Here is a 23052-nt window from a genome sequence, read left to right as displayed (position 1 = left end):
CTAAACTCTCCGGAAGGAGTTCTGCTGGTCTCCGCAACAAAGCATATTGATCCATCAGGTGAGTCCTATGATGCGCAAGTAACTGTGGTCAATTTAGGATTCACACGTAAGTTCCTCCATATCCATCCGCACGAAACCTGTTCCATGGAAGATGTTCCCGACACCACCCTAGTGCCAATGCTGCCTACTACCATCTCTAGGCACTCAATGCGAACGAATCACTCAAATCCTCTTTCGCTACTTATTGAGTTACCCGATGGCAGGAAGATTCTTAAGGTCCTCAATCTATGACTCTGGAGCTTAGAGTCTTAGAATTGTTGTGCCTAGATCCTAGACTTAGTAAGTAGAGAATCCACAGCGATCTAGATCAGTAAACTCTGAAGGGCCCTATCGAACGCTCGAGTCCGCCCATGAAAAACCCCATGCTTTCCAATCTGTTGCTTTTGCATCGCCACCTTCTCTACATATCTCGTGCCTACATGGGTGCATTTTAGAGTAGTTGAACCACCTTGCATGACCATCTACCATGACTGCGTTGCTACCACCTGAGAAGTAACCTTTGAAATTGTTACCCCAAAAGTCTGATTGGCCTCCGTTGTCGCAATTGCTGTCCACACAACCTCCTGGCCATCGTCCACCTGACGTCGGAAAGTCTGCCCACATCACCGCTTTGGCTACGCTGCTAAAATTCGTGCTTGTTAAACTGATCCCGTCGTCAGCAATCAGTGCCTCGGGCAGTCCCGATTCAGGTTGACACTTAACCGACTTTCGGCCAGACTCGGTGAGGGAATCATTCCACTCGTAGTCTAACGGAAAGTAAATATCGGCAAAGAGATTCAGCTTACCGAGCACAGATACTGCAAAGCTTCCCACGCATCCAGAGTCAGGCGCATACATAGTGTTTCCAATTGTACAAGTTGGATCATTTCCACACCCATTCCGGTAGTTCCAAGCGCCTATTTCGAACTTAGACTTGGGATGAACAAAAATCTGTTTTGACTTGGCGTAAGGCAGTATTCGAGCAGCAGTTGCTTCGAAATTAGGCCAAACACAGAATGGAGTGGTATCGTCACTATCCCCTGCGTACATGACTGTAGCCATTCCCATCTGACGCAAATTGGACAAATCTGTTGATTTGAACGCACTCTCTTTCGCGCGGGCAAACACCGGAAAAAGTAGCGCAGCAAGGATTGATAAAATCGCAATCACGACAAGCAACTCTATCAGTGTGAACGCCGACGACTTAATAACCACCTCTAGCTCCGAACGAGAGCATTATATATGCAATAGCTGTGATTTAGGGAGTTTTTCGTAAAATTGCCAACGCCTGCACCGTGTTCCAAAACTGTTTTCGGTACCCATAAACAAGGATGTCCCCGTTCTCATCGATGCTGTAGGCCGTTCTAGGCTGAAACGGGGACATGTAGCCGACGAGTTTTGTCAAGTCTCGCATTCCATTGACTTTGTCCCAGACAAAGGGACGGGTCGTGCTGTTCCAACCCTCGCCTATCCCGGACCAGCCTACAACCTCACCTTTATTGTTAATCGAAGTGGCTTTCACATACGTATGATTTTTGCTCAGAGAACCCAAATCAACCATCGCGCCCTCTTCCCACAAGAATGCGTGGAAAATTTTCGGCGAGACCTCGGAGGTGCCAACAATCTGGCCGCGATTGTTTATCGCTTGAGCTACTGTGGCAACTCCTCCAAGGGAGCCTAAATCTTCAAACTTCCCGTCTTGCCATCTATAAGATCTTGTGCGCTTTGCCTTTGTTATCGCTGTGATTGCTATTTGCCCGGCGTCATTTATTCCATTGCACCGGCTACTCACGCATCCTTCCGGAACACCAATATCGGTCGGAGTTCCGCTCTTCCAAATAGTGGCATGCTGCCGGAGATACGCCTCTTCACCGCTTGGATCACAGAAGCCCGCAACAACAGAGCCGGCATTAATCCCTCGCGCCTCGGCTTTCTCAAATCCAGGAGGAGGTTTTAGTGCAGTAACCGTTCCTCCGCTGAAGTACAACGCATTCTTACCAATAACGCCTGTCGCTTGCCCTTGGCTATTGATCCCATACACTATCCCTCCAATGTGCTGATCTTGAATATCTAGGACTTGAGGATTTACAGGCAGAACCGTATAACTAGCTATTGCAGGCCGCGGCTCATAAGCCTCTGATCTGTTGGGAAGGTTGATTGAAACACCGACCACCCCGTTTGAGATGCATCCGCCGTGATAAACCGTGTGCTTCCCACCAAGTGCTCCGAGGTACAGGACCTCATAGTCAGCACCAGGAGATCGACCGAAATCATGAACCTCATAGCCCCAGAGGGATCGTTGACGCGTGTAAGATCGATACGGCCAGAGCGCAAGGATAACTAACAAAGATACCAACGTCGATCCGCCCAAGATCATGCGAACAGTCACAAATTTCATCTACTTTGCATCCCCCATTGGGAAGCGCCTGTCGAACACGCTTTTCAACGCCAAACTGGAACAGTTGTCACTTCCACCCGAGGTGGCCTGTTCCCATCCAAGACTTGCAACGTGCCCATCAACGAATCCCACTGAAAACTTTCCAAGATGCGGACCTTGAAAGCCGTTGCCCTCGTCATAATGGAAAACGATGTCACGCCTGGGAAATACCGCGCTTCCCGATAAGGTGCCGCACCAGGTGTTTGATGCGTAAACCCGCCACGGATGATCTTCTGTGGTTCCGGCGGGTAGCTGATAGTCCTTACTCATGGAACTAATCATCTCAAATAGGAGAGCCGTTCCGGATGGGGTTGTGATCTGGGATGTGCGTGCACCCCAGTTTCTCCCCATAATGCCGTTGAGCTGCTCGCAGGTGTTCGGATCGATAAGCGATGTTGGGCCAACAAGCGGGGTGTAGCTGAGACTGGAATAAAGCTTGTACAAACCCGTCGGCTCACCCGGACACTTGAAGGGCTTGGATCCCTTCAAGTATCCCCCGATGACAACGTTCCATAAGCCGCTCTTTTTAAACTGATAGACGTTCACCCCCTCATTTGTCCGTCTCTCGTCTACGAGGCACGTCTCGCCCTGTTGCAGGCGGATCGAGGCAGGGTACGTCTCGTCAAAGTCAGCCGAATATAATGCCAACGCGTTTCCAAGCCGTTGCACGTTCGAAAGGCAAGCATCGAGATCATTGCGAAACCACGTGAATTTCACCCCCAGAATAACTGCCGGTGTGAGAAGCCCAGTGGTTAGTAGAGCCATACCAAAATTTCTGAGGTGTGAGGTTGAGGGTAGAGCATCAGCTTGAATTTGAGGATCGTTTTGTTTTTTTACAGACATTCTTGATCTCCACTGCGTACAAACTTACACCATTATGAACATACGTGCACTTGTGATCCTCAGTTTAGGATGGTCAACCACCTTCGCTTGTAGGTCCGAGCAGGGCAGTATCTTCCAATCAGCTTCTCGTAACATCAGTGAAGAACAGCTATTGCTCGAATATGAGAAGCAGCTTTCGAAGGCTTGGTCTTCAGATTCGAGGAATGAGGGGACGCCCTTGTTTCTATCCGCAGAGCAGAGAGCAGATATCTTAGTTGCTACGGTACGGAAACTGACTGAGAACGGCGAATTCACTTCTTCAAGTCCGACCTACAAGCGTCTACTTTCCCTATCCCTTAGCTCCAGAGTTGCTTCAATGTCGGAACAGGCTCGATCTGAACGGCGTGCGAATTCAGAAATCGAACTCCTCACAGACCTAGCCGCCGTGAATTATAGAGCACGTATGAAATCGGATTCTCAAAATTTGGAGCGAGTCGCAGTGCTTATACGCGTGGCCGAAGTCCTACAAGACCCCGAATCCTGCTTGGAACTTCACGATTTTTTCCTCAGACAATCCGATCCGATCCGAGCTTTTGCTGCGTTTGAGCAAGCCGTTCTGATTGACATGAGAAGGTCTACTGACAAGAACCTCACAGCCTTCCGGCAGAAGCTTGAGCAAGATAAGGCAGATCGCCACTTTCATCGTGAGCAAGAGGCCTACATCCAGTCTTTGCTTGACCGCTATATTGGGTCGCTAGAGTAAGACCCAGTAGGGTTCAAACTCTAACTACCGATTCTTGCGGTTTCTACCGCACCCTACTTTCTTTGTTATCCAGTTCTGACCATATCCTAGGAGTCGATCATGCCCTCGCATGCCCCCTATCTTGTTGTATTCGTTGCAAGCGAGGATGTTTCTTGCCACTAGGTCTTTCTTGCATTGTTGCAGTCTCTTTCGGAAAGCCCGCTGGATCACAGCTACTAGCTAGCGCGAGATGCGAAACAGGAGCGCCGTGAGCGTAACTGCGCAAAGAAAAGTTAGCGTCCCAATGTGTTTCATCAGTTCCTTTTTTGCCTCTAGTCTGTCAATGTAACTCGCACAGTTCTTGCATACGATTCGCATCCCGTAGCTAGATTGAATCAGTTCGACGTTGTTTGACTTGTATTGCTTCCGGTACTTCTCACCGGTCTTGACCCGGCGTCTCAGATGGGCTTCTTCGGGGAGGAAGTATCTCCCGCAGGTATAGCAGTTCATGTTTCAACTTCAGCAGTTAAGCGCTGGTAGGGCCAAGACTTCCTGATTGGTGCAATCCTTGCTTGAAAGCGTCGGGGTTTGTGTCCCAAGTTAAGGGTGTGAGATATTGTGCCCGTGCCCCTGGGTGGGTTCGCGTCATCAGAAAACAGGAGTCCTGAGTGACCCGGACGTGAACCCACTTGCGGTGCACACATGAAACTACTAGCAAACCCACTTTTCTCTCCCGGCTCGATTCTCATCACAATGATCGCTCGTGAAGTCCTCTCTGCGGAGGACGTCAGCTCAGCTCTTTCATCTCACCTAAGAGGCGACTGGGGTGAAGTCTGCTCTGAAGACCAGGCTCTGAATAACAATGCGGTCATCGTTGGAAACAGAATCCTCTCTAGCTATGTCTCTACATCCGGGACCAAGTTCTGGATTATCACGGAGGCCGATCGCTCCTCAACAACCATTCTTCTCCCAGAGGAGTACTAAGAAGGCGATCCCATATGGGATCGCCTATTTTCTATTCGGTATAGCTAGGGAAGAGTCTGACTGTTCCCGAGAGAAGTGCATCTGAATCTGAATTTGCGATTTTCAGCACAATTTACTCGACCAGCTCTATTCTTTTGTGGCTATTTGCCCCTGAATCTTCAGGAGCAAATGGTGAGACGACTAGGTCTGTGAGAGGGTCGAACTCGTACCACCACCTCCTTGAAAGTGGTGTCAGTTCCTGGTCCAGCTTTGCACCAAGAGACTCCAGAAACCCTGAAGTGAGGACAAGGATACGCGGCGCACCCCAACGAAGCGGTAACACGGCTGCTTGATCGTGAAGCAGCGAGTAAACGCCGGTTACGAGTGTTCGACCCTTCAAAATCTCAGCGGCGACGGGAACGTGGATTTCCAAGGTGTCTTGTCTCGTGACTTCTTCCAAGACTGGGATTGGTAGTGTGAACCTGTCTGATGCCAGAAGCTTCAGGTTTCCATACATGTAGAGTTCGTTCAGTTTGAGAACAACTGGTTTGTCGAGAGCGAACGCATCAGCCGGGATTCTCACCGGTGATACCGGTGAAAACGGCACGAGTTCGAGTGGTTGGAGTAGGGTTAGTGATGACATGATGAGACGGATAGCCGTCTGCACCACACAAACAGAATGTTCACTGACGAACAAACCTAGAACAATTCCCGCAAGTTGAACGGTCTATTTGGTCTCTCAAAGGTCTCTCAGTTTGACTAAAAAGTGAGAGACCTGGAGGGACGTCCTTAGGTTCAAAACTAGGACGATTCAGCCCTCTGAACTCCCATGACACTGTAGGGGTCACAGGTTCAAGTCCTGTACCGCCCACCATCCTTGAGTCACGCTTGATTCAGCTCTTCGATCGCCCTCAAGATTGACTCAGATTCGTTTTGCACCCTGCTCAGGTTTGCTCTAAGCGGGTCCAAAGATACATGAATAGATTTCTGTGCGCCGATTGTCAGGCCGCTCAGAGACTCGTGGGTTTGCAAGAAGGTCTGGCGGGTGAGCTCAAGCTGGGCTTCGATGCGCTCAGACTGAGCGGCCATGCCTTCACTTCGAGAGAGTCGACCTTCTGCTAATCGAAGACTCTCGGCATACGTTAGCCTTGCCTGCTCGTCTTGGGCCGAGCCTACTCTTCCTCTCAAGGACTCCACCTCTGTGATGAGTTCGGAGTGGGTTGCGCCTCCAATCATCTGGCGCATTTCTCGGTGAATCTTTTCTAGCCCAACTGCATTGTCCAAAGCCTGATAAAGCGCTTTGAGCCATGACTGCTTTTGATCACTATCGAGGATCTTTGAACCAAGCACCGCGACGACCGAAGCAAGATACTGCTTTTGAGATTCGGTCAGTTCAAGGGCGGGGATTATTGCTTCTAGCTCCCTGATCGTCACGTCCTTCTTTGTCCGTTCCCAACCGTAAATCCCCGCTCCGATCCAAACGGATAATCCTACAAAGAAAAGTGCAGCACTGGCTGGCTTGGGGACTTCCAAAACGTTTCGCAGGAATGGAATCGTCGCAATTGTCGGTACCAGACCCGCCATCCAGGCGGTGAACCCCTTCCAGTGCGCCGAGAACCAAGCCGAGTTGTAGGCGTTGTACGCTTTCATGTTTGCGCTCGCTTGTGGGTTCTCTCCCGAAATGGCGGCTGAATTCAACTGATCGATCGCTTCAAAAATCGAAGGATGGATATGTTCCCTGGAATACTGTTCAAGCACTTTGTAGAAGTATACGGGGGCGCAATACCGGCAGGTTTCAGCCAAAAGACCCATGCAACTGAACCTAGCGTAATCGGTATCGTTTGAACCGCGCATGGAACTCAATGAGAAGCAGAAAATAGCCCACCTTCTTCGACGATTTGGACTCGGCGCAAGCGAAGCGGAACTTGAATACTACGGCAAGAACGGTCTTTCCGGTGCTATCAATCTGCTCCTCAACTATGAGCAAGCCCCTGATGTAACCAACTGGGACCCGATGATCTTTGCAAACAGCAAAGGCACAGTTAACATCAAGGTCATGCAGAACATCTGGATGGCTCAACTAGTCTGTACTCAGCGACCCCTGCTCGAAAAAATGACCCTTTTCTGGCACAACCACTTTGCCACTAGCAGCCAGAAGGTAACGAACTCATTTGCGATGATGGAGCACATTGAAGTACTAAAGGCAAATGCACTCGGAAACTTCCGAGAAATGCTCCTTGGAATCAGCAAGAACCCGGCCATGATCTTTTGGCTCGATAATCAAGAGAACAATGTTGGAAAGCCCAATGAGAACTTTGCCCGAGAAGTCATGGAGCTGTTCACACTTGGAGTCGATAACGGCTACACGGAAAAAGACATCCAGGAAGCTGCCCGAGCGTTCACGGGTTGGAGGTATGGAATCGGCAGATTTGCTCGCGATAAAGAACCCGGGAAGCGCGATCAGTTCATCTTTAGCTCGAAGGACCACGACTACACCAAGAAGACCATTTTTGGACAGACTGGAACTTGGAACGGCGACGACGTGCTCGATTTACTTTGCCAGAAACGGCAAACGTCGATTTATATCGCGCAAAAGGCGTGGAGGTGGTTCGCCAGCGAAGAACTTGATCCCAAGGTCATTGATCGCATCGCCGCCAAGTTTTATGACTCGAGATACGAGATCAAAACCCTTGTACGAGCCATTATGGAATCGCCCGAGTTTTACTCAGATAAGGTCGTTCGCCGAGCAATCAAGAATCCAATCGACTTCACGGTCGCTACCGTTCGGCAGCTCGGGGTTGGCCAAAGGGTCCTAGATCAGATTGCCGAGGGAAGCGCCAACCCGATCGAATCTCCTGGGGACATCAAAGTGAATGTTCGACTTGTTCGAGCGCTGGGGCCGTGTTTTGCCATGATGGCCTCTGCTACTTCGATGGGAATGGAGATCATGTCGCCTCCAGACGTTTCCGGCTGGCGAACCGGCTCCTACTGGATCACCTCCGCAACAATGGTTGAACGGATCAAGTGGGCCGAACGTCTTTTTGTCGGCGGGCAACCTGCTCCAGCCGCGAATCTGGGAGGGAATGCCGGTGCCAACCGAGCCGGGCCAAGCGTAGGCGCGCAGCCCTTCCCGCTCTTCCAGGACAACCCAACACCCGACGGTGCGGTTAAGTCGCTCTGCTCCATCTTCGACATCGAACTGACCGGAGCGAAGTACGCAAACCTGATTGATGCTGCCTCCAAAGCAGCTGGTTCAAGTCGGATTAACCAGCAGAATGCCTCGGCTGTCGCGCGAGCGATCACCAAGGTGATCTTCGCGAGTCCCGAGTTCCAGATGGCGTAGGTCTTTATACCGGACTACGGAACGCTTATACTGTTAACATGGTCAAAGGATCCGTGGCTGATAACCGCTCACGAGCGTTGCCGTGGATCCTGGTCGGAGTCTTTGGAACCCTTTGGGTAACCAAAGGCACTTCGGCAGAACCGACCGAAAGGGTGAGCAACGAAGTACCGCTCATCGTCAACTCGGTTCGAGAACTGGGTTTCTTGCAGTCGGCCGAAATGAACCTGAGCGACGCCTTCCAGTTTGCTACCAGCAAAGCCGCGAGCGATTCGGTTGCGGCAGTGCCGGGGCTGGACGAGTTAGTTCGGGCCACAACCGCCAACTCCGTTTGGGTCCAGGCCAGCGGGACGGTGACTGCCGGAGTTGACCTTTCTAAGGCAAGTATTCGGATCGAACGAGATAGCGTGCATGTTCGTCTTCCAAAGACGGTCGTCCAAAGCCCATCTGTCGACCTGAAGCTTTTAGACGACAAAAAGGGCATCTTCTGGAAGGACGACGAAATCCTTCTGAGGGCGATCCGCGAAGCAAGGCGACGTTTCGCAGATTCTTCGGATCAGATGGGAATCGAGCGGACCGCATTCGTCGGCGCGAGCAACAGCATCAGGAAGATGTTGGCCAAGGTGACATCCAAAGAAATCATCGTCGAGTAATTGCCGTACCAAATCTAGTGTTGACTTGAGTCAAGGACCCAGATAAGCTCTCGGCAACCATGATCGAATGGATTGCCGCCGCCTCAATGAACGGGATCACGAGCCGAGTTCCAGCGACTCCGCTCTTCACCCACACCCCTTACTTCAGCGCTTGGCTGATGGGCGACAAGCTTACCGATCAATGGCCTCGCCACTGGACGCAGGCGATTCAAGCCATGGCGGGTCTGGTTCGCATCGACGGGAAGACCTACAAATTCTGCGGCAACCCACAGGTTCAGGCGGAGAACCTGCCTCAGACAACTCGGACGATCACGGCAACCAAAACCGTTTTCGAGTTCGAGAAAGATGGCGTCGCGCTCCAAGTTCACTTCTTCTCGCCACTTCTTGCCCACGATCTGGACATCATGACTCGGCCGGTCAGCTACGTTTCGTTCCTGAGTAAATCGGTCGATGGACGCGATCACGACGTCAAGGTTCACGTCGATTTCTCTGGCGAGTGGTCTGTTTCGAACACAGGCCAGCAGGTGACGGCTTCACGCCACCGGCTTCCGGCGCTCGAAGCCCTTTCGATGCGGGCGACTGGAACTTCGCCTTTGAACCGGGTCGGGGACCGGGTCACGATCGACTGGGGAGCCCTTTGGGTCACGGGGCGACAGAGCGAGGGCTGGAACAGTTTGATTCTTCCGCACGATGAGGCTCGACAGTCTTTCACGGATGGCAAGCCGCCTGAGGCGGATGATATTCGCTTCCCTCGGTCGGCAAATGATGATTGGCCGGTTATTGGTTTCCAAGCTTCTTTGTCGGCAGGCTCGCAGCCGGCGAAGAAGACCTTGATGGTGACCTATGACGAAGACCTCGGGCTGGAATACTTCCGACGTCCGCTTCGACCCCATTGGAACCGCGCTGAGAAAGGGGTTGCTCAGCTTTTGAAGGAAGCTGATGCGAATCAGGCTTCCTATGAGAGTCAAGCCGAGGCTTTCGACACCAAGCTTTGGAACGATCTTGGCAAGGTCTCAGCCGAGTATCAGACAATTGGAACCCTTGCGTACCGGCAGACCATTGCGGGCCATGGAGTTGCCGAGGACATCAATGGCGACACCTTGATGTTTAGCAAGGAGAACACTTCGAATGGGTGCATCGGCACCGTTGACGTGCTGTTCCCGGCGGCGCCGTTCTATCTTTACTTCAACCCGGCGATGCTAAAGGCTCAGATGCTGCCTTTAATGGACTACTCGAAGTCGAGCCGCTGGAAGTTCCCGTTTGCGCCGCATGACTTGGGCACGTATCCGAAGGCGAACGGCCAGGTGTATGGTGGCGGCGAGCGGACAGAGGAGAACCAGATGCCGGTTGAGGAGTCGGCGAATATGCTGATTCTGGCTCTCGCCTACGAGCGGGCGAGCGGGGACCGCGAGTTTTTCAAGCCTTATGCGGCGGTTCTCGAAAAGTGGGCGACTTACTTAGAGACCAAAGGCTTTGACCCCGAGCTTCAGCTTTGCACCGACGACTTCGCCGGGCACCTGGCGCACAACACGAACTTGTCGATCAAGGCGATCGTCGCTTTGCGAGCTCATGCTGAGATGACCGGCAACAAGACTCGAAGGGCCCTCGCCGAGAAGTGGGCGAAGGAGTGGGTCAAGCAGGCGGCAGACGGCGATCACTACCGACTCGTCTTCGACAAGGCGGGAACCTGGAGCCTCAAGTACAACCTCCTTTGGGACGATCTTTTCGGATTCAAACTCTTCCCTCGCTCGGTGGTGGATACGGAGTTGAACTATTACATCAAGGTCCAAAATGTGTTCGGAGTGCCACTGGATTCTCGGCGCGACTACACAAAAACCGACTGGCTCGTTTGGGCTGCTTCGATGGGTTCGAACGACCAATTCAACGCATTGATCGCTCCAGTGGCGAAGTGGCTCGGTCAGACCACTTCGCGTGTGCCATTCACGGATTGGTACGATACGAAGAAGGGCCAGGAGATGGGCATGAACTCGCGGACGGTGATTGGCGGTGTGTTTGCCAAGCTGCTCCGGGACAGCGGAAAGCTACGGTGAACGGTTTGTGACACATCTTTGGGGAGACGTCCGCCAAAAGATGTGTCATTTCTAGGTACAAATCAGCCCCAAAACTGGATTTCGTGTGTCAATTCGCTGGGGAATTTTTCCAGCGAACCGTTTAGGCCGCGCGGTGACAGTGTCTTGGCGGGAGCCGCGCGGGGCTGCGGGGCTGAAAAAAGTCCGTTGCGAACTGGGTTAAAGTGGATGCTACGAATCGCATTCTCCTGACCTGTCAGCCTCTTGCATGATTCGTAGGTACACATATCTCCAAATTGGTTCACTGGTAAGCAAATCCTTAGAATCTTCATACCATCTCTTGACGGGCTTACCAGTGCCACCCAAGCTACTTCTTCTTACCCCGCCCACGTAACTGGCTCGTGGATCAGAATCCTGGGGCGTTGTCGATTACGTAGATCGATTGGTCCGTATGGATTGCGATGCCAGTGGGTCCAACTCGATACAGTCCTTTGACGGTACCCAGGATATTTTGAACAGTCACTGCGCCGGTAAAACTCCGGCTTGTCGAGTCAACTGAACGGAGCAAATAGGTGCTCCCACCAGAGGCGGCAACCAACATCCAGACCGTTGAACTCGAAGCATCCCCTACGACGAATGTCGTTCGTAGATTAGCATTCGAATCTTCTGGGTGCCTTAACTCATCGACTCTCCGTAACGTCACAGGATCGAATACAGTACCGCCCGAGGTGAAGACTTGTCCGTTCTTGAGAACCAATCCCGTCAACCCGAAGGTCGAAAGGACGTCGGACTCACTCGCCAACAGGTTGCAGCCCGTTGGCGTTACGCTGGCACGTGCAGTGGGAAACTGGGTCGTTTGCCCGCTGGCTCCAACCAACGTGAAATCGTCCAGATAGATCACTCGACTCATTTCGCTATACGATCCTCGCAGATAGTCCGGCAGGGCGACTCCGGAGCGAACGATGACCGGACCCCAATTCCCAGAGGACACTGAACCCTGGACCGTCACCGCTACTTCGTCAGAGTTATTGGGATTGATCGCGATCGAAGATGGTGCTCCCGGTCCTTCGAGTCCGACGCTCACGGCGGGACCGATTGTCCCACTTGCTAGCGAAATCTTTCGAATGCTGCTTGTCGAAGGTAGTCCAACGTAAGCAGCGGTCCCGTCGGAGCTTACCGATACGAGATTCGCTTCGCTGCCCAAGGAAACTCCCGAGCTCACCACGCCCGTCGTTGGGTTGACACTCGCAAAGCGATTCGCATTTGTCCCCGTCGGCCCGAACGCGGCCCAGAAGGTGTTTCTTGTACCGTCAAACGCTATCGCGCTTGCTTTTACGTCTAACGCTCGTACAGTTGCAATACGGGGTGAGACTTTAACTTGTGCATCGGTAGCCAATCCATCCAGCGCAACGCTCACGAGTCCGGAACCTTCTGAGAGACCTTGTATCGTCGCACCATTCACGGAAAAGATGTCGGACCCCAAGACGACTCGCGAACTAAGCCTTGGCGCGAGTTGCTCTTGGTTGAGTGCGATGAACGAGTTTGCCTCTCCTAGTCCGGTCACCAATATTTGCGCTGTGCTATTGACCGTCGTTTCCAGCGATGCGAACTGACTGCTCGAAGCACTTGCGATAATGCCTCGCAATTTTCCTTGTGAGGCAATACTGCCAATCGGGTTCCCCTCGGAATCGGAGAGTGAACCATCCAAAGCGACTCTGCCCGAGATTACGGCCGAGGACACAAGTGAACCGGTTGCGCCGGTGCCGGTGTAGAAGCCCACTGAAATCGTCACGGGGCCAGAAACTTTGATGTCAGTGCCCGCGTAAGTTCTCATCGCTTGCGCCGTCGAGCTCGGCCGATCGACTGTCCAGCTCGCAACAGCACCCAGACTACTCGCCGGGGAGACGCCAATTCGAGCCGACATCGCAAACTTGGAAGCCTCAAACTGCCTCGTAGTATCCGGCCAATTGATGGTGACCTTTGGCAGCACTGATGGACCAACTGCCTCACTTCCGGAAGATCCACCACAACCTTGTAGGGCGTAAATCAGTATGGCGAGGGCACAGAAGTTAGTCTTGGTTCTCATCGGGCTATTGTACTATGCCACATTGCCAATAGCAGTGTTTCTTTAACGGCTTATTGAAATCACTTCGGCTAACGACACTTGCTCAGTTCGAGTAGAATCCAGTGTAACAAATTGCTCGCAAGGGGAGCCTGAGTGGCTGAGAGTGTGGAGGTTTCCACAGACCCTTTGAACCTGATCTGGTTAACACCAGCGGAGGGATGCGTGAGCTGATTTGGATGCCTCTTTAGGCTTCCGAAATCTGCCGCGAAACCACCTGCGGCAGTTTGGGAGAACAACATGAAGAAGGCATTCACGCTCATCGAACTCCTTGTCGTTATTGCGATTATCGCGATTCTTGCCGCGATTCTATTCCCAGTTTTTGCTCAAGCCAAGGAGGCGGCAAAGAGGACGGCTTGCCTTTCCAATGCACGGCAGATTGGCTTGGCGCAGAAGATGTATTCGGGGGATGCGGACGATGTCATGCCGATTTTTCATGCGTATAACACGACTCCGGCGCCTTGGGTGGACGGGCACTTTGGTACAGAGCTGCTACTCCTTCCCTACTGCAAGAATCGCGATGTCTTCAAATCTCCGCTTGATAACGGTGGACCGTATTTGGCGTCTGACCCCGGCCTAGCTGGACGGCCTTCGCCAACCTACTGGGCCGCGTACGGCTCGTCGTACCGCTTTGGCGGTTGCGCCTTTAGCAAGGTCGCGGGCTTTAGCATGCAGAACGACACGGTGCGAACCGAGAACTGGTCGGTTTCCGAGACTTCGTTCGTTGACCCGGCGGGGACTCGGACGATTCGGGTTGAGATGATGCCGTTCTTTGAGGCGAAGAATGATCCGTCTTGTACTCGGTATGGGTACGACTGCGGTTACTTCGCTAAATGGTCTTCTATCGGGGGTTCGGTGATTTTTGCGGATGGACACGCCAAGTCGGTGACTTCTGCGGGGCAGTTTGACAACACGATCGTCGATCCGGCAGGGCACCGATCGGGTGAAGCGACCGGGACTGGGGCGGCCTATGACGACACTTGGTACTGGCGTTGTGACTGAGGATAGTCTTTAGGCTAAAGCCGTCAGCCCGTCTGCAGATGCCAAAGGCTTCAACAATTACCACTGCCCCCGGTTCGCCTTTGCTCACCGACCCCCGACGAGCGGGGGTTTGTGTTTTCAAACTCCCTAATTCAGGGGAGTTTTGCTCAAGGAAGTTTGTCGCTAAGCCAGTCCATGATGGGCTCAGGAAGTTTGTGGGTTTCGGCCAGCTTCGAGAGGATTTCGCGTTCTAGGTCGCGGTAGGGCATGGGTGGGAATTTGGCTTTGGTTCCCATTTGGACTCGGCTGGCGACTTCCATTTCCATTCCGCCTTTTCGGCTTAGGAGGTGTGCGTGGAGGTAGTGGAGCATGCCGAGGTTTTGGTGGCGGAGAGCTTCGTCGATGAAGTAGGCGGCTTCTTCGAAGAAGCGGGCTTGGATGAGCTGGCAGGCGACTTCGACGAAGTTTTCGGGGACGTCGTTGAAGCTGGCAAGGAGTGGTGAGGGGTCTTTTCCGTGGTTGCGGGGCTGGGCAAGAAACGCCTCAGCGCGGAGGCAAGGTTCGAGCGGGGAGAGGTAGTGGGCGTTGAGCAGCTCGGTGCGCTCGGCGTTTTCGTCGTCGAGGTTTCCGATTCGTCGATTGACGGACTTTGCCCACCAGGCGAGTGGGTCGTCGCCGTTGAAGAGCAGGGCATGCTCGTAGCAGGTGTCGGCGCGCTGGTAATCGCCGCGCTCGGTGGCGCGGGCGGCGAGTTCGAGATAGGCGGGGACTCGGAGGGTGAAGTCGGAGGTGAGGTTGAGGAGTTGGGCGTCGGAAAGTTGTTTGACCCTTAAAAGTGTTAGCTGCGGGGTGGGGAACGGCTCGTATTCGGGCTCGAAGAACTCCTTCGGCGGAAGCACACTGGCAATAGTAGCCCCGTTCGAATCCCTTAACTCCGCGGCGACGACTTTCCAAGGAATGCTTGTCAGATCACTATAGTGGACCTTCTCTGGGTAGAGATCGACGGGCATCTCGAAGGTTGCTCCGGAGTCGTTCTGGATGAGGAGCTTTGCGCCGAGGATGATTCTGGATGCTCGGAAGAAGAACGCGGGGCGATTGGGAGGTTCTTTTGAATTCTCGTCGACTGGCTTCGCCGGAACATGCAGGTGACCGACGCCAAATTCATTACAACTGCTAACGGTGTTGATACCTTTCACCGGAGTGAGATAGAAGCTGTAGGAGTCGGCTTGGCCTGGGCCAAGCGTTGCTCCTGGGACACGGCGCCACAATTGTAAATCTTCTTTCCAAACTCCAGCATTGGGCTTCTCGAAAGTGCCGGGTTCGAAGTTCAGGCAGAACGTTCCCGCGAAGATTGAGTCGGGGTTGTAGACGACGTTATAGTGCTCATTTTCAATCCAGACCGTGTTTGATTCGTAGGGAATAGATTCTCGGGTGCGGTTGTGAACGGTGACCTCTACTCGCACGCGAGCATCGCCGGGAGAGAGGCTATAACGAGTCTTGATTGAGGATGATCCCGGTTGAGTGATGATTACGGAAGGACTGGAGTCCTCTGCATCGGGATTGTCGACAAGAAAGTCGGCCCGTGCGAGCGATCTGGAGTGATGTGCAACTCCAGAGGAGACAAGAAGTCCTCGACGATACTCGACCCCGGCCGAGGCTGAGTTATTAAGGAACACCTCAGTTCCGCCCCCGAAGGCAGAACCGATGCTTCGCTTGTCGGAAACCTCCCAGAGTCGCCCGCCTAGTTCGGGCACGATCGTCAACTTTAGATACTCGTTTTCAAGGATGACGGTTCGAACAACTCGAGCCACCTTTGGCTCGTGGGATTTGAGTTGCGGCAGGGGCCAGGAAGCATTCGTGAACCCGTCCTCTGTTAGCACGTCGATAAGTAACTCAAGGGAATCTTCGTAGACTTGGACTGGCATGGTTTTCGGTTAAACTGATAGGTAGTGGCGGTTGTACTCACTCCTCTCGGAAAAGCGGTTATCGGGACTGTCAAGTGGCTAGTAGTGCCTCTTTGCGCCGCCCTCATAGGATACGTCCTGATCGGGCCGAATATTGGTAAGCCAGCAGAGAAGAAGACCTCTGTAGAAGGAAATCTCTCGGAGAACGGTAAGAAGTTTCGAGATATTCGCGGAATCAAGCCAGAGTAGACCCAAAGAAGTCGAGGGCATTCTGGGTCGTTTGAGCCGCCATCTCCTCCTGGGTCATGTCGTGGAGCTCGGCCAGGGTCTTGTTGAGGATCGGGATGTAGGCACTTCGGTTTGTTTTCCCGCGATGAGGCACGGGTGCCATGTACGGAGCGTCGGTTTCCAGCACGATCTTGTGGGGTGGAATGAATTTGAAGACCTCGCGAAGTTCGTCGGCCTTTTTGTAGGTGATCGGGCCGTCGCAACCGAACCAGGCTCCAAGTCGAAGGGCACGTCTTGCGTCCTCCTTCGTTCCCGCGAAGCAGTGGAAGAGATAGGGGCGGCGGGGGAGTTTTTCGAGGACGTCGAGAAGGTCGGAGTATGCCTCGCGGGCGTGGAACACCACTGGCTTGTTCATTTCCTCGGCGAGTTTGAGCTGGTCCCGGAGGGCTTTGTGCTGGATGGAGACAGGGGCGTAGTCCCAGTGGTAGTCCAGACCGATTTCGCCGAGAGCAAGCACTTTGGGGTGCTTGAGGGCTTTGACCAGAAGGGGCATATCGATGGGATCGTACGTGGCCGTGTAGTTGGGGTGCCAACCACAGATCGCGAAGACTTCCGCGTGTTTTTCGGCAAAGGCGATGGCTTGTGTCCAGTCAGCGGGCTCGGTTCCCACGACGATGATCCGCTCGACTCCGGCTTCTTTGGCCGCAAGGACTTCCGCGTCGGGGTCATCGAAGCTCTCGGGATTGTGGATGTGGCAGTGGGTGTCGATTAGCATTTGGTGGTTCGCTTTTCGTGATTCGTGGGTCGTTTGTCGCTTTTCACTGAGCAACACCTCGGATATGTTCGGGGAAGCTATTGGAGAGGCGGATCCAAGTGGCTCGGACATTTTCGGGGACGTCTACTTCGGCAATGAAGCCTTGCCCTTTGGGGCCATACGCCGCTAAACGGGGGATTTCGCCTAGGACGAGTTCGAGGAAGCGGTCGAAAGACCAGCCTTCGTTTTCAAGTCCGCTCGGCGTGACCGCAGGGACGAAGGGTGGGGCGTTGAATATCTCGGCTTCGGGGAAAGATTTTTGGAAGGAGGCCTTAGAGCGGAGTTGCATTGTGGGATCTTGTATCAGGACAAGAGATTGGGGATGGAGATCGACTTGGTCGAGCAACCGCTTGGACTGAATCGCGTTGGAGCCACAGTTGGTCGAGACCGACTCGACCAAAATCTTCTCGGAAGGGACCTGGTACCGGCTGACCAGGAGGTCTTGAAAAATGTCGGCCTCGGCGCGGTCTTCGCCTTCGATTCCTTCTTCTTCAAGGTTCGCCCAGAGGGAAGGGGTGGAGTGTCCGATTCCGCCGGAGATGAGTAAAAGTTGGGCGACGCCTTGGTGAAACAGTTGAGCCCCGTAAGTTGCATTGATAGGGAGTGCAGAACCCAAAACGACGATCAGATCAGCTCTTTCTGGGAGAGGTTCTGGCGCGGCAAGGAACCGGGCGAGCAGGTTGAGATCGTCGACGGTTTGAGGTTCCAGAAGCACTGAGTAAAGAGTAAACCCTGAGACCGAAAGGTTTCTGCTGGAGCCTGCCTCACCTCCAGCCCCCTCTCCTTCCTGGGAAGTAGAGGGGCTTTGGGAATCAGCACTAAATTTGCTTGCTGTAAACCAGGTTGTCGAAGCGGTGTTCGAACCCGAGTTGGAGGTTGAGCTGGTACATCGGGTTGTTCTCTTCGTTGTCCGTAAAGATCAGTTCGATGCCATTTTGTTTAGCCCACAACGCTGACGTCTTTTTGAGGTTCATAGCGACTCGTTGCCGTCGGAATGTCCGGCGGGTGCCGGTCAAGCCGTTGACTGCATACCTCGGGTCGGCGGGGCATGGATGCAGTTGAGTAGTTCCCGCTAGCTCATTGTTAACCAAATAAACAAACTGAGACTCCCGACTCAGAAGGGGATCACTCAACTCCTCACGGTAGTCCTCGAAGGGCGATTCCTCGAACGGGAAGGGCAAGGGAAGATCGGCTGCGATGTCCATTTCTAGTCGCCAGAGATCGTGCTCCCACGTATTAGGAAACCGATGTTCGTAGTCGACGATATTGATGATTTCGTGTCCGTTGGGCAACAACGGAGGAACGTAATCCACGCGCTGAACCGCGAGAGCGGACATCGGAAGGCGCATCGAGAACTCGAAGCCGGCTTCCTTCAGAACGTCGAGTGTCCAGGGATAGTCGCTCCTGGTTTCGAAGCGTACGGTTTTTGCTCCAAGTTCGATCGCGACTTGGGTGCTTCGTTGTAACATTCGGTCGAATGATTCGACATAATGTGGCGCGCTCGGATCGACGGCTAGACGTAGCCAGAAGTCGGTTGTGCCTTCGGCGCTCGCATTGAGGCTGGCTCCGCCAAAGGCTCGAACCTCACCGTCGACAAGCATCAGTTCTCGTCGCTCCGGACGCCCTTGCCGAACGTTCATCTCGAAGAATGACTTGAGTTCTTCTGGCGTCAAGGGACTGTTCCAGAAGAATCGATTACGAATATTTGCTGCGTCTGACCAGTCTTGGTCAGACGTTAATTGTCTGAATTCCATATGTGTGCTTTTTGGGCTGGGGCCTAGTAAGGCGCGGAGGTACGCAGCTGGTTTCGGTCAGATGGGATCAACATTTGCGCACCTCCTCCAATGGAGTTCTGATAGTTTATCTCAAGATTCTGGACTTAGTGGTTGTGGCAAGAGCAGTCGCTTGACGTTTCCCACTCTTCAAGTTCAGCGAAGACGGTGTCCTTGTTCTTCTCCATATGCTTAGCGGCTTCTTCGTAGCTCATCTGGGGCGGATTCTCGTGCTTCAGGCCCTTGGCGGCGAGCATCAGGTCGAAGAACTCGAAGTTGTTCGTCATCCCGTGACAGTAGTGACTGCCCGGACCGAAAGCAGAGACGAGAACGTGGTCGCTTGTATGGTTAAGGCTGGTGTAACCAACCTTATGGTAGTTTTGGAGGACCAAGGCGAGGACGGATTGGGGACCCTTTTGGAGTTCGAGGAGGCCAAATGGCGACTTGCCTTGGATGGTATCCGCGATGGCTTGAGCTTCTGATTCTTTCAGTCCATAGGTGGTCTTTTCGCGAATCACGTCTTGAACCATTGACGCGGTTGGCTTCTTGCCGATGGCATCGAAAATTGGGCCAAAGGATGACTTGATTCCGGCAATAGAAGCGAAGCCTTTTGTTGAGTCGCCGTACTCATTCCCGGCTCCATTGAGCGATGGACCGCCGGTCGCGTGGTCGCTAGTGATAATGACAAGGGTTTCACCGTCTTTCTCGGCGAATTCGATTGCGGCGCGAACGGCATCTTCAAAGGCGATTTGATCGTGGATTTGCCCAGCGATGTCGTTGGCGTGACCAGCGTGGTCGACCTTTCCGCCTTCAATCTGGAGAATGAATCCGTTTTTTCCGCCTTTGAGGTTATCGATTGCGGTCTTGGCCATTTCGGCAAGCGTTGGCACCGAAGTCTGGATCGATGCATCATTCATGCGATCCACCGAGAATGGGACGTGGCTATCGCTGAAGATGCCAAGAATTTTGCCAGACTTAAGTCCAAGCAGCGAGCTTCGGTCCTTGACCACAGAGTAGCCCTTCGTGGCGAACTCTTTGTAGAGGTCCCGCTTATCTTTGCGTTTTTCGCCGCTAAAGAACTTGTCTCCGCCGCCGAGGAGAACATCGACGTTGTTCGTGAGGTGCTGAACTGCGATGTCCGCTTCTCGGTCTCGATTGTCGATCACAACTGAGAATCCGGAAGGGGTTGCGTGGGTCATTGTGGTCGTCGTCACGAGACCCGTTTTGACACCTGCTTCCTGAGCAACATTGTAGATTGTTCTCAACTTGGTGCCGTCAGGAAAAACGTTAATCTGCCCGTTCCACTGGCGCCGTCCTGATCCCCAAGAGCCGGCAGCAGCGGCGGAATCAGTGACGATGGAGCTAAGTGACCGGGTGTCCTGCAGTCCGGTCGCAACATCTGGTCGCTCCATGAGCTCAGTCCAGTACGAGTGCTTCCCTTCCGTCATTTGCTGGAAGTGGTTAGCCATCGTCACGACCTGGAGGGCCATGCCGTCGGCGACACAGAAGATGATGTTCTTTGGTCGCTTCCCTTTCCACTTTTGGGGTTCGAACCCTTCGATTCGGGCAAGAGGGATGCTGGCAAGCCCAGCGGCTCCGAGAGTAAGAAGAGAGCGGCGAGAGACGGACATCGTCTCCCTAGTTTAACTGGTTGAATGTTAAGAGAGGGTTAGAAGTTCTTGGTCCATTGTCGCGATTTGCAGCCTCGCTGCGCTCGGTGCGGCGGGCGAGACGCCCGCGATCCCAGTGAGTCCCTTCCTGACTTCTAACCCTTTCTTTCTGTTAAGCCGCCTGCTGATACTCCTCGTTGACCACTCGCAAGGTTGGCTCTTCGACCGTGAAGTGGTCGCTGAGTGCCCTGAGTTGAAGAGCCATGGTCGCAAGATCAGAAGAAGTCAGTTCGATCGAACTGATCGCGTGGCCCTGGTTCTCGACTTCGCTGCTGACCCGGTGAGCCGTGTTCGCAACTTCGGCGGCGGTCGCGGAGAGTTCCTCGGCGGCTGCGGCAGTTTGCTCAGAACCAGTCGCGATGGTCTCCACAATTTCGCTAAGTCGATGCGTCTCGCGAAGCATCGCCTGAGCGCTGGTAGCAAGACTGTCGGTGCTTTCGGTGATTCCCGCGATGGAGCCGGTGAGGGCTTCCATCGCCACGGCGGCGGTTTGGGCCGCGGCGGTCGAGTTTTCGACTTCCTTGTTCGACCGGTTCATTGCTTCGAGCGTCAGGTCAACGTCAGATTTCACTTCGCCAATGAGCTTGGCAATCTCTTCGGTTGCGTGGCTCGACTGCTCAGCTAGTTTGCGGACTTCGTCGGCAACAACCGCGAATCCGCGTCCGTGCTCACCAGCTCTGGCGGCCTCGATGGCAGCGTTGAGAGCCAAGAGGTTTGTCTGCGAGGCGATGTTATCAATCGTATCGACGATCGAGCCAATTCGCTCGCTTGTCGCGCCAAGTGACTTGACCCGCTCGGACGTTGTCAGAACTTCGTCTCGAATCTTCTCAACAGTTTTCAGAGCCGCGTTGATCGCTTCAGAGTTTTCTTTAGCCTTTTCTTGAGTCTCTTGAACGATCTGGATTTGATCGCTTACTGAAGCTTCAACCTGACCGATGGACGACTGCAATTCGTACATGGCCGAGCTCGCCTGGGTCGTCGAATTAGCCTGAGTTTCACAGGTCGTTGCGATATCGTAGGTCGCGTGCTGAGTTTGGTCAGATGCTTCGGCGACGTCGTGGATGGCTGTGCTGACGGTTTGGGCGGAATCGCCGAGGATCTCGCAAGAGCTTCTAAGCTCCGAGCTCGTTTCGTCGAGGTTCTTGGCACTGCCTTGCATCTCGATAACGATCGCTCTGAGGTTCTGTTGCATATTGTTCAGCGACTTTCCAAGAGTATCGTTGGAACTTCGGATAGAAATCTCTTTCGTGAGTGTTCCATCGGCAATGAGAGAAGCAACCGCGGCCATGTCCTTTTGACCCTCAATGACACGCTGAAGTTCTGGATAGAGCTCCCCAATTTCATCGCGGGTATCTTGCTTCAGTTCGAATTCGAGATCTCCTTCTGCGAGCTTCCCAGTCGCCCGCTTGAGGTTTCCGAGGCTCAGGACCGTTGCTCGATAGAAGGCGGCAAACGTGTAGATCGCGAGGAGCAAGAACACGCTAACAACGGTGAGAGCGGTGCTCTTGCGATCAGCGAGTCGTCCGACCCGAGCGTCGAGAAGAGCTCTAAGGCTCTTCGCCTGCCCGATATGATACGACTGAAGATGTTCAATTGGGGAGCTTGCCACGGTCCAGTAGTTGGCGTTCGCCGCACCGCTGAAACCTTTGATGAACGTGCTTTCGACCGCCTCCCGAAATTTGGCGACGCTGTCCGCATATGCTTTATGTCCTTCGTTGTAGCCCTGCTCCAGATCTTTGTTGTAACCCACGGCGGTGTCCTTGTCACCAGAAATCACTCCATTAAACCCATCGAGTTGGCCCGACATGACGACAAGGTCGATCTTCGTTTGTTCGGAAAGAGCTTTGTTACGCAGAACATTCCAAGATGTGCCACGGATGTCGGCGATGCGCAGAACGGTTTGCGGAATCTGGACCATAACCGGGTCCATAGTGTAGAAGCTATCAATATCTGGGTCAAGGATCAGGTTCGAATTGTTGGTCACCGCCGTATTGACCGCAAGGAGCGCATTGGTAAACCCTTGGGAAGTGCCTACGGGGTCGGAACTCAGCTTGGCCGATTTGCCCTTCAAGGTTTCCCATTCAGTCTGGGCGGTCTTGAGAAGATCTGCGGTTTTGAGCTGGTCGGCATACTTGGTTTGAGTTGCGGCGAATGCCGAAAAGTCTTTTTCGATTGCCTCGGCATACTGAGCCGCCTTGGTTGTATCACCTTTAACTACTTCGCCACGGTAGTGAGCGAAATTGAAGATAGCCGACTGGATCGGCTTGGCATACTCTGTTCCTACAACCTCGTCTGAACTGAACTTGATTTGGTTGTTCATTTCAGTGACAAAGGCTTTGACGACGTAGAACAGCGGTGCGCCAAAGAGGACGGTGATGAGGGCAAACTTTGCTCCATAGCGGAGGCGATTGAGCAGTTTGACAGCCGGATTAAGCAGTACCTTGAACATTCTATTCCCGCGGACAGTTAGCGTCCACGTATTTGTATCGGTACGGTAACCGCGCAATGTTAGGCTTTTTGCGTCAAACTGCGCAG

The 23052-nt window shown here is 53.4% G+C and carries 19 protein-coding genes and 1 riboswitch; of the genes, 7 read left to right on the top strand and 12 right to left on the bottom strand.

Features of this window, described 5'->3' with window-relative positions; genetic code table 11:
• Nucleotides 1-387: 387 nt before the first annotated feature.
• From WCK51_05790 to WCK51_05780, 3 genes are read right to left on the bottom strand one after another with little or no spacing between them, the layout of a single operon-like run.
• Complete coding sequence (locus WCK51_05790) at nt 388-1254, bottom strand: type II secretion system protein (GenBank protein MEI7576385.1); 867 nt, start codon at nt 1252-1254, stop codon at nt 388-390.
• A gap of 43 nt (nt 1255-1297) precedes the next feature.
• A complete protein-coding gene (locus tag WCK51_05785) occupies nt 1298-2437 on the bottom strand; it encodes a hypothetical protein (GenBank protein MEI7576384.1) in 1140 nt (379 codons plus the stop codon).
• Nucleotides 2438-3319 (bottom strand): hypothetical protein, encoded by an 882-nt coding sequence (locus WCK51_05780; GenBank protein MEI7576383.1) that lies wholly within the window; start codon nt 3317-3319, stop codon nt 2438-2440.
• A gap of 442 nt (nt 3320-3761) precedes the next feature.
• Here WCK51_05780 and WCK51_05775 point away from each other — a divergent pair, with 442 nt between their 5' ends.
• Entirely contained in the window at nt 3762-4061 is a 300-nt protein-coding gene (locus WCK51_05775) for a hypothetical protein (GenBank protein ID MEI7576382.1), read from the top strand.
• Between the two features lie 681 nt (nt 4062-4742).
• The gene (locus WCK51_05770; protein MEI7576381.1) at nt 4743-5024 is read left to right on the top strand and encodes a hypothetical protein; all 282 of its coding nucleotides are present in this window, start codon (nt 4743-4745) and stop codon (nt 5022-5024) included.
• Between the two features lie 112 nt (nt 5025-5136).
• On the opposite strand, the gene WCK51_05765 is transcribed toward WCK51_05770, so the two are convergent.
• Nucleotides 5137-5646: a hypothetical protein gene (locus WCK51_05765; GenBank protein MEI7576380.1), complete on the bottom strand. Its 510-nt coding sequence runs from the start codon at nt 5644-5646 to the stop codon at nt 5137-5139.
• A gap of 239 nt (nt 5647-5885) precedes the next feature.
• Entirely contained in the window at nt 5886-6761 is an 876-nt protein-coding gene (locus tag WCK51_05760; protein ID MEI7576379.1) for a hypothetical protein, read from the bottom strand.
• Between the two features lie 94 nt (nt 6762-6855).
• Between WCK51_05760 and WCK51_05755 the strand changes: the two genes are divergently transcribed.
• Genes WCK51_05755 through WCK51_05745 form a run of 3 tightly spaced genes read left to right on the top strand, consistent with a single transcriptional unit; the run spans nt 6856 to nt 11047 of the window.
• Nucleotides 6856-8346 (top strand): DUF1800 domain-containing protein, encoded by a 1491-nt coding sequence (locus WCK51_05755; protein ID MEI7576378.1) that lies wholly within the window; start codon nt 6856-6858, stop codon nt 8344-8346.
• A 38-nt stretch (nt 8347-8384) separates the two neighbouring features.
• Nucleotides 8385-8996, top strand: coding sequence for a DUF4230 domain-containing protein (locus WCK51_05750; GenBank protein MEI7576377.1), 612 nt, complete (start codon nt 8385-8387; stop codon nt 8994-8996).
• A gap of 59 nt (nt 8997-9055) precedes the next feature.
• The gene (locus WCK51_05745; GenBank protein ID MEI7576376.1) at nt 9056-11047 is read left to right on the top strand and encodes a DUF4965 domain-containing protein; all 1992 of its coding nucleotides are present in this window, start codon (nt 9056-9058) and stop codon (nt 11045-11047) included.
• A 385-nt stretch (nt 11048-11432) separates the two neighbouring features.
• Here the strand turns inward: WCK51_05745 and WCK51_05740 are convergent, their stop codons facing one another.
• Nucleotides 11433-13112, bottom strand: a complete 1680-nt coding sequence (locus tag WCK51_05740) for a hypothetical protein (GenBank protein ID MEI7576375.1) — start codon at nt 13110-13112, stop codon at nt 11433-11435.
• A 110-nt stretch (nt 13113-13222) separates the two neighbouring features.
• Nucleotides 13223-13327, top strand: a riboswitch (TPP riboswitch).
• 61 nt (nt 13328-13388) lie between these two features.
• On the opposite strand from WCK51_05740, the gene WCK51_05735 reads away from it, so the two are divergent.
• Entirely contained in the window at nt 13389-14150 is a 762-nt protein-coding gene (locus WCK51_05735) for a prepilin-type N-terminal cleavage/methylation domain-containing protein (GenBank protein ID MEI7576374.1), read from the top strand.
• A 146-nt stretch (nt 14151-14296) separates the two neighbouring features.
• Here WCK51_05735 and WCK51_05730 read toward each other — a convergent pair whose 3' ends face one another.
• Nucleotides 14297-16054 carry a hypothetical protein gene (locus WCK51_05730; protein ID MEI7576373.1) on the bottom strand — a complete coding sequence of 586 codons (1758 nt, stop codon included), beginning with the start codon at nt 16052-16054 and terminating at the stop codon, nt 14297-14299.
• A gap of 24 nt (nt 16055-16078) precedes the next feature.
• Between WCK51_05730 and WCK51_05725 the strand changes: the two genes are divergently transcribed.
• Nucleotides 16079-16282 (top strand): hypothetical protein, encoded by a 204-nt coding sequence (locus WCK51_05725; protein MEI7576372.1) that lies wholly within the window; start codon nt 16079-16081, stop codon nt 16280-16282.
• On the opposite strand, the gene WCK51_05720 is transcribed toward WCK51_05725, so the two are convergent.
• From WCK51_05720 to WCK51_05700, 5 genes are all read right to left on the bottom strand, one after another.
• Nucleotides 16269-17036, bottom strand: coding sequence for a TatD family hydrolase (locus tag WCK51_05720; GenBank protein ID MEI7576371.1), 768 nt, complete (start codon nt 17034-17036; stop codon nt 16269-16271). The two genes, WCK51_05725 and WCK51_05720, sit on opposite strands and share 14 nt — an antisense overlap.
• 43 nt (nt 17037-17079) lie before the next feature.
• Entirely contained in the window at nt 17080-17790 is a 711-nt protein-coding gene (locus tag WCK51_05715; protein ID MEI7576370.1) for a YdcF family protein, read from the bottom strand.
• Between the two features lie 103 nt (nt 17791-17893).
• Nucleotides 17894-18829 carry a GNAT family N-acetyltransferase gene (locus WCK51_05710; protein ID MEI7576369.1) on the bottom strand — a complete coding sequence of 312 codons (936 nt, stop codon included), beginning with the start codon at nt 18827-18829 and terminating at the stop codon, nt 17894-17896.
• 125 nt (nt 18830-18954) lie between these two features.
• Nucleotides 18955-20478, bottom strand: coding sequence for an alkaline phosphatase (locus WCK51_05705; GenBank protein MEI7576368.1), 1524 nt, complete (start codon nt 20476-20478; stop codon nt 18955-18957).
• 151 nt (nt 20479-20629) lie between these two features.
• A complete protein-coding gene (locus WCK51_05700) occupies nt 20630-22966 on the bottom strand; it encodes a HAMP domain-containing methyl-accepting chemotaxis protein (GenBank protein ID MEI7576367.1) in 2337 nt (778 codons plus the stop codon).
• Nucleotides 22967-23052: the final 86 nt, after the last annotated feature.

It is taken from the genome of Armatimonadota bacterium (assembly GCA_037138755.1).
GTDB lineage: Bacteria > Armatimonadota > Fimbriimonadia > Fimbriimonadales > Fimbriimonadaceae > Fimbriimonas.
The sequence above is the reverse complement of the archived record's forward strand: the minus strand, read 5'-3'. Positions and strand labels throughout refer to the sequence as shown.

Coding starts and splice junctions, on each gene's coding strand:
- WCK51_05705 (MEI7576368.1), bottom strand. CDS start 20,478: ATGTCCGTCTCTCGCCGCTCTCTTCTTACTCTCGGAGCCGCTGGGCTT.
- WCK51_05755 (MEI7576378.1), top strand. CDS start 6,856: ATGGAACTCAATGAGAAGCAGAAAATAGCCCACCTTCTTCGACGATTT.
- WCK51_05710 (MEI7576369.1), bottom strand. CDS start 18,829: ATGGAATTCAGACAATTAACGTCTGACCAAGACTGGTCAGACGCAGCA.
- WCK51_05735 (MEI7576374.1), top strand. CDS start 13,389: ATGAAGAAGGCATTCACGCTCATCGAACTCCTTGTCGTTATTGCGATT.
- WCK51_05765 (MEI7576380.1), bottom strand. CDS start 5,646: ATGTCATCACTAACCCTACTCCAACCACTCGAACTCGTGCCGTTTTCA.
- WCK51_05775 (MEI7576382.1), top strand. CDS start 3,762: ATGAAATCGGATTCTCAAAATTTGGAGCGAGTCGCAGTGCTTATACGC.
- WCK51_05720 (MEI7576371.1), bottom strand. CDS start 17,036: ATGCTAATCGACACCCACTGCCACATCCACAATCCCGAGAGCTTCGAT.
- WCK51_05750 (MEI7576377.1), top strand. CDS start 8,385: ATGGTCAAAGGATCCGTGGCTGATAACCGCTCACGAGCGTTGCCGTGG.
- WCK51_05730 (MEI7576373.1), bottom strand. CDS start 16,054: ATGCCAGTCCAAGTCTACGAAGATTCCCTTGAGTTACTTATCGACGTG.
- WCK51_05780 (MEI7576383.1), bottom strand. CDS start 3,319: ATGTCTGTAAAAAAACAAAACGATCCTCAAATTCAAGCTGATGCTCTA.
- WCK51_05745 (MEI7576376.1), top strand. CDS start 9,056: ATGATCGAATGGATTGCCGCCGCCTCAATGAACGGGATCACGAGCCGA.
- WCK51_05770 (MEI7576381.1), top strand. CDS start 4,743: ATGAAACTACTAGCAAACCCACTTTTCTCTCCCGGCTCGATTCTCATC.
- WCK51_05700 (MEI7576367.1), bottom strand. CDS start 22,966: ATGTTCAAGGTACTGCTTAATCCGGCTGTCAAACTGCTCAATCGCCTC.
- WCK51_05740 (MEI7576375.1), bottom strand. CDS start 13,112: ATGAGAACCAAGACTAACTTCTGTGCCCTCGCCATACTGATTTACGCC.
- WCK51_05785 (MEI7576384.1), bottom strand. CDS start 2,437: ATGAAATTTGTGACTGTTCGCATGATCTTGGGCGGATCGACGTTGGTA.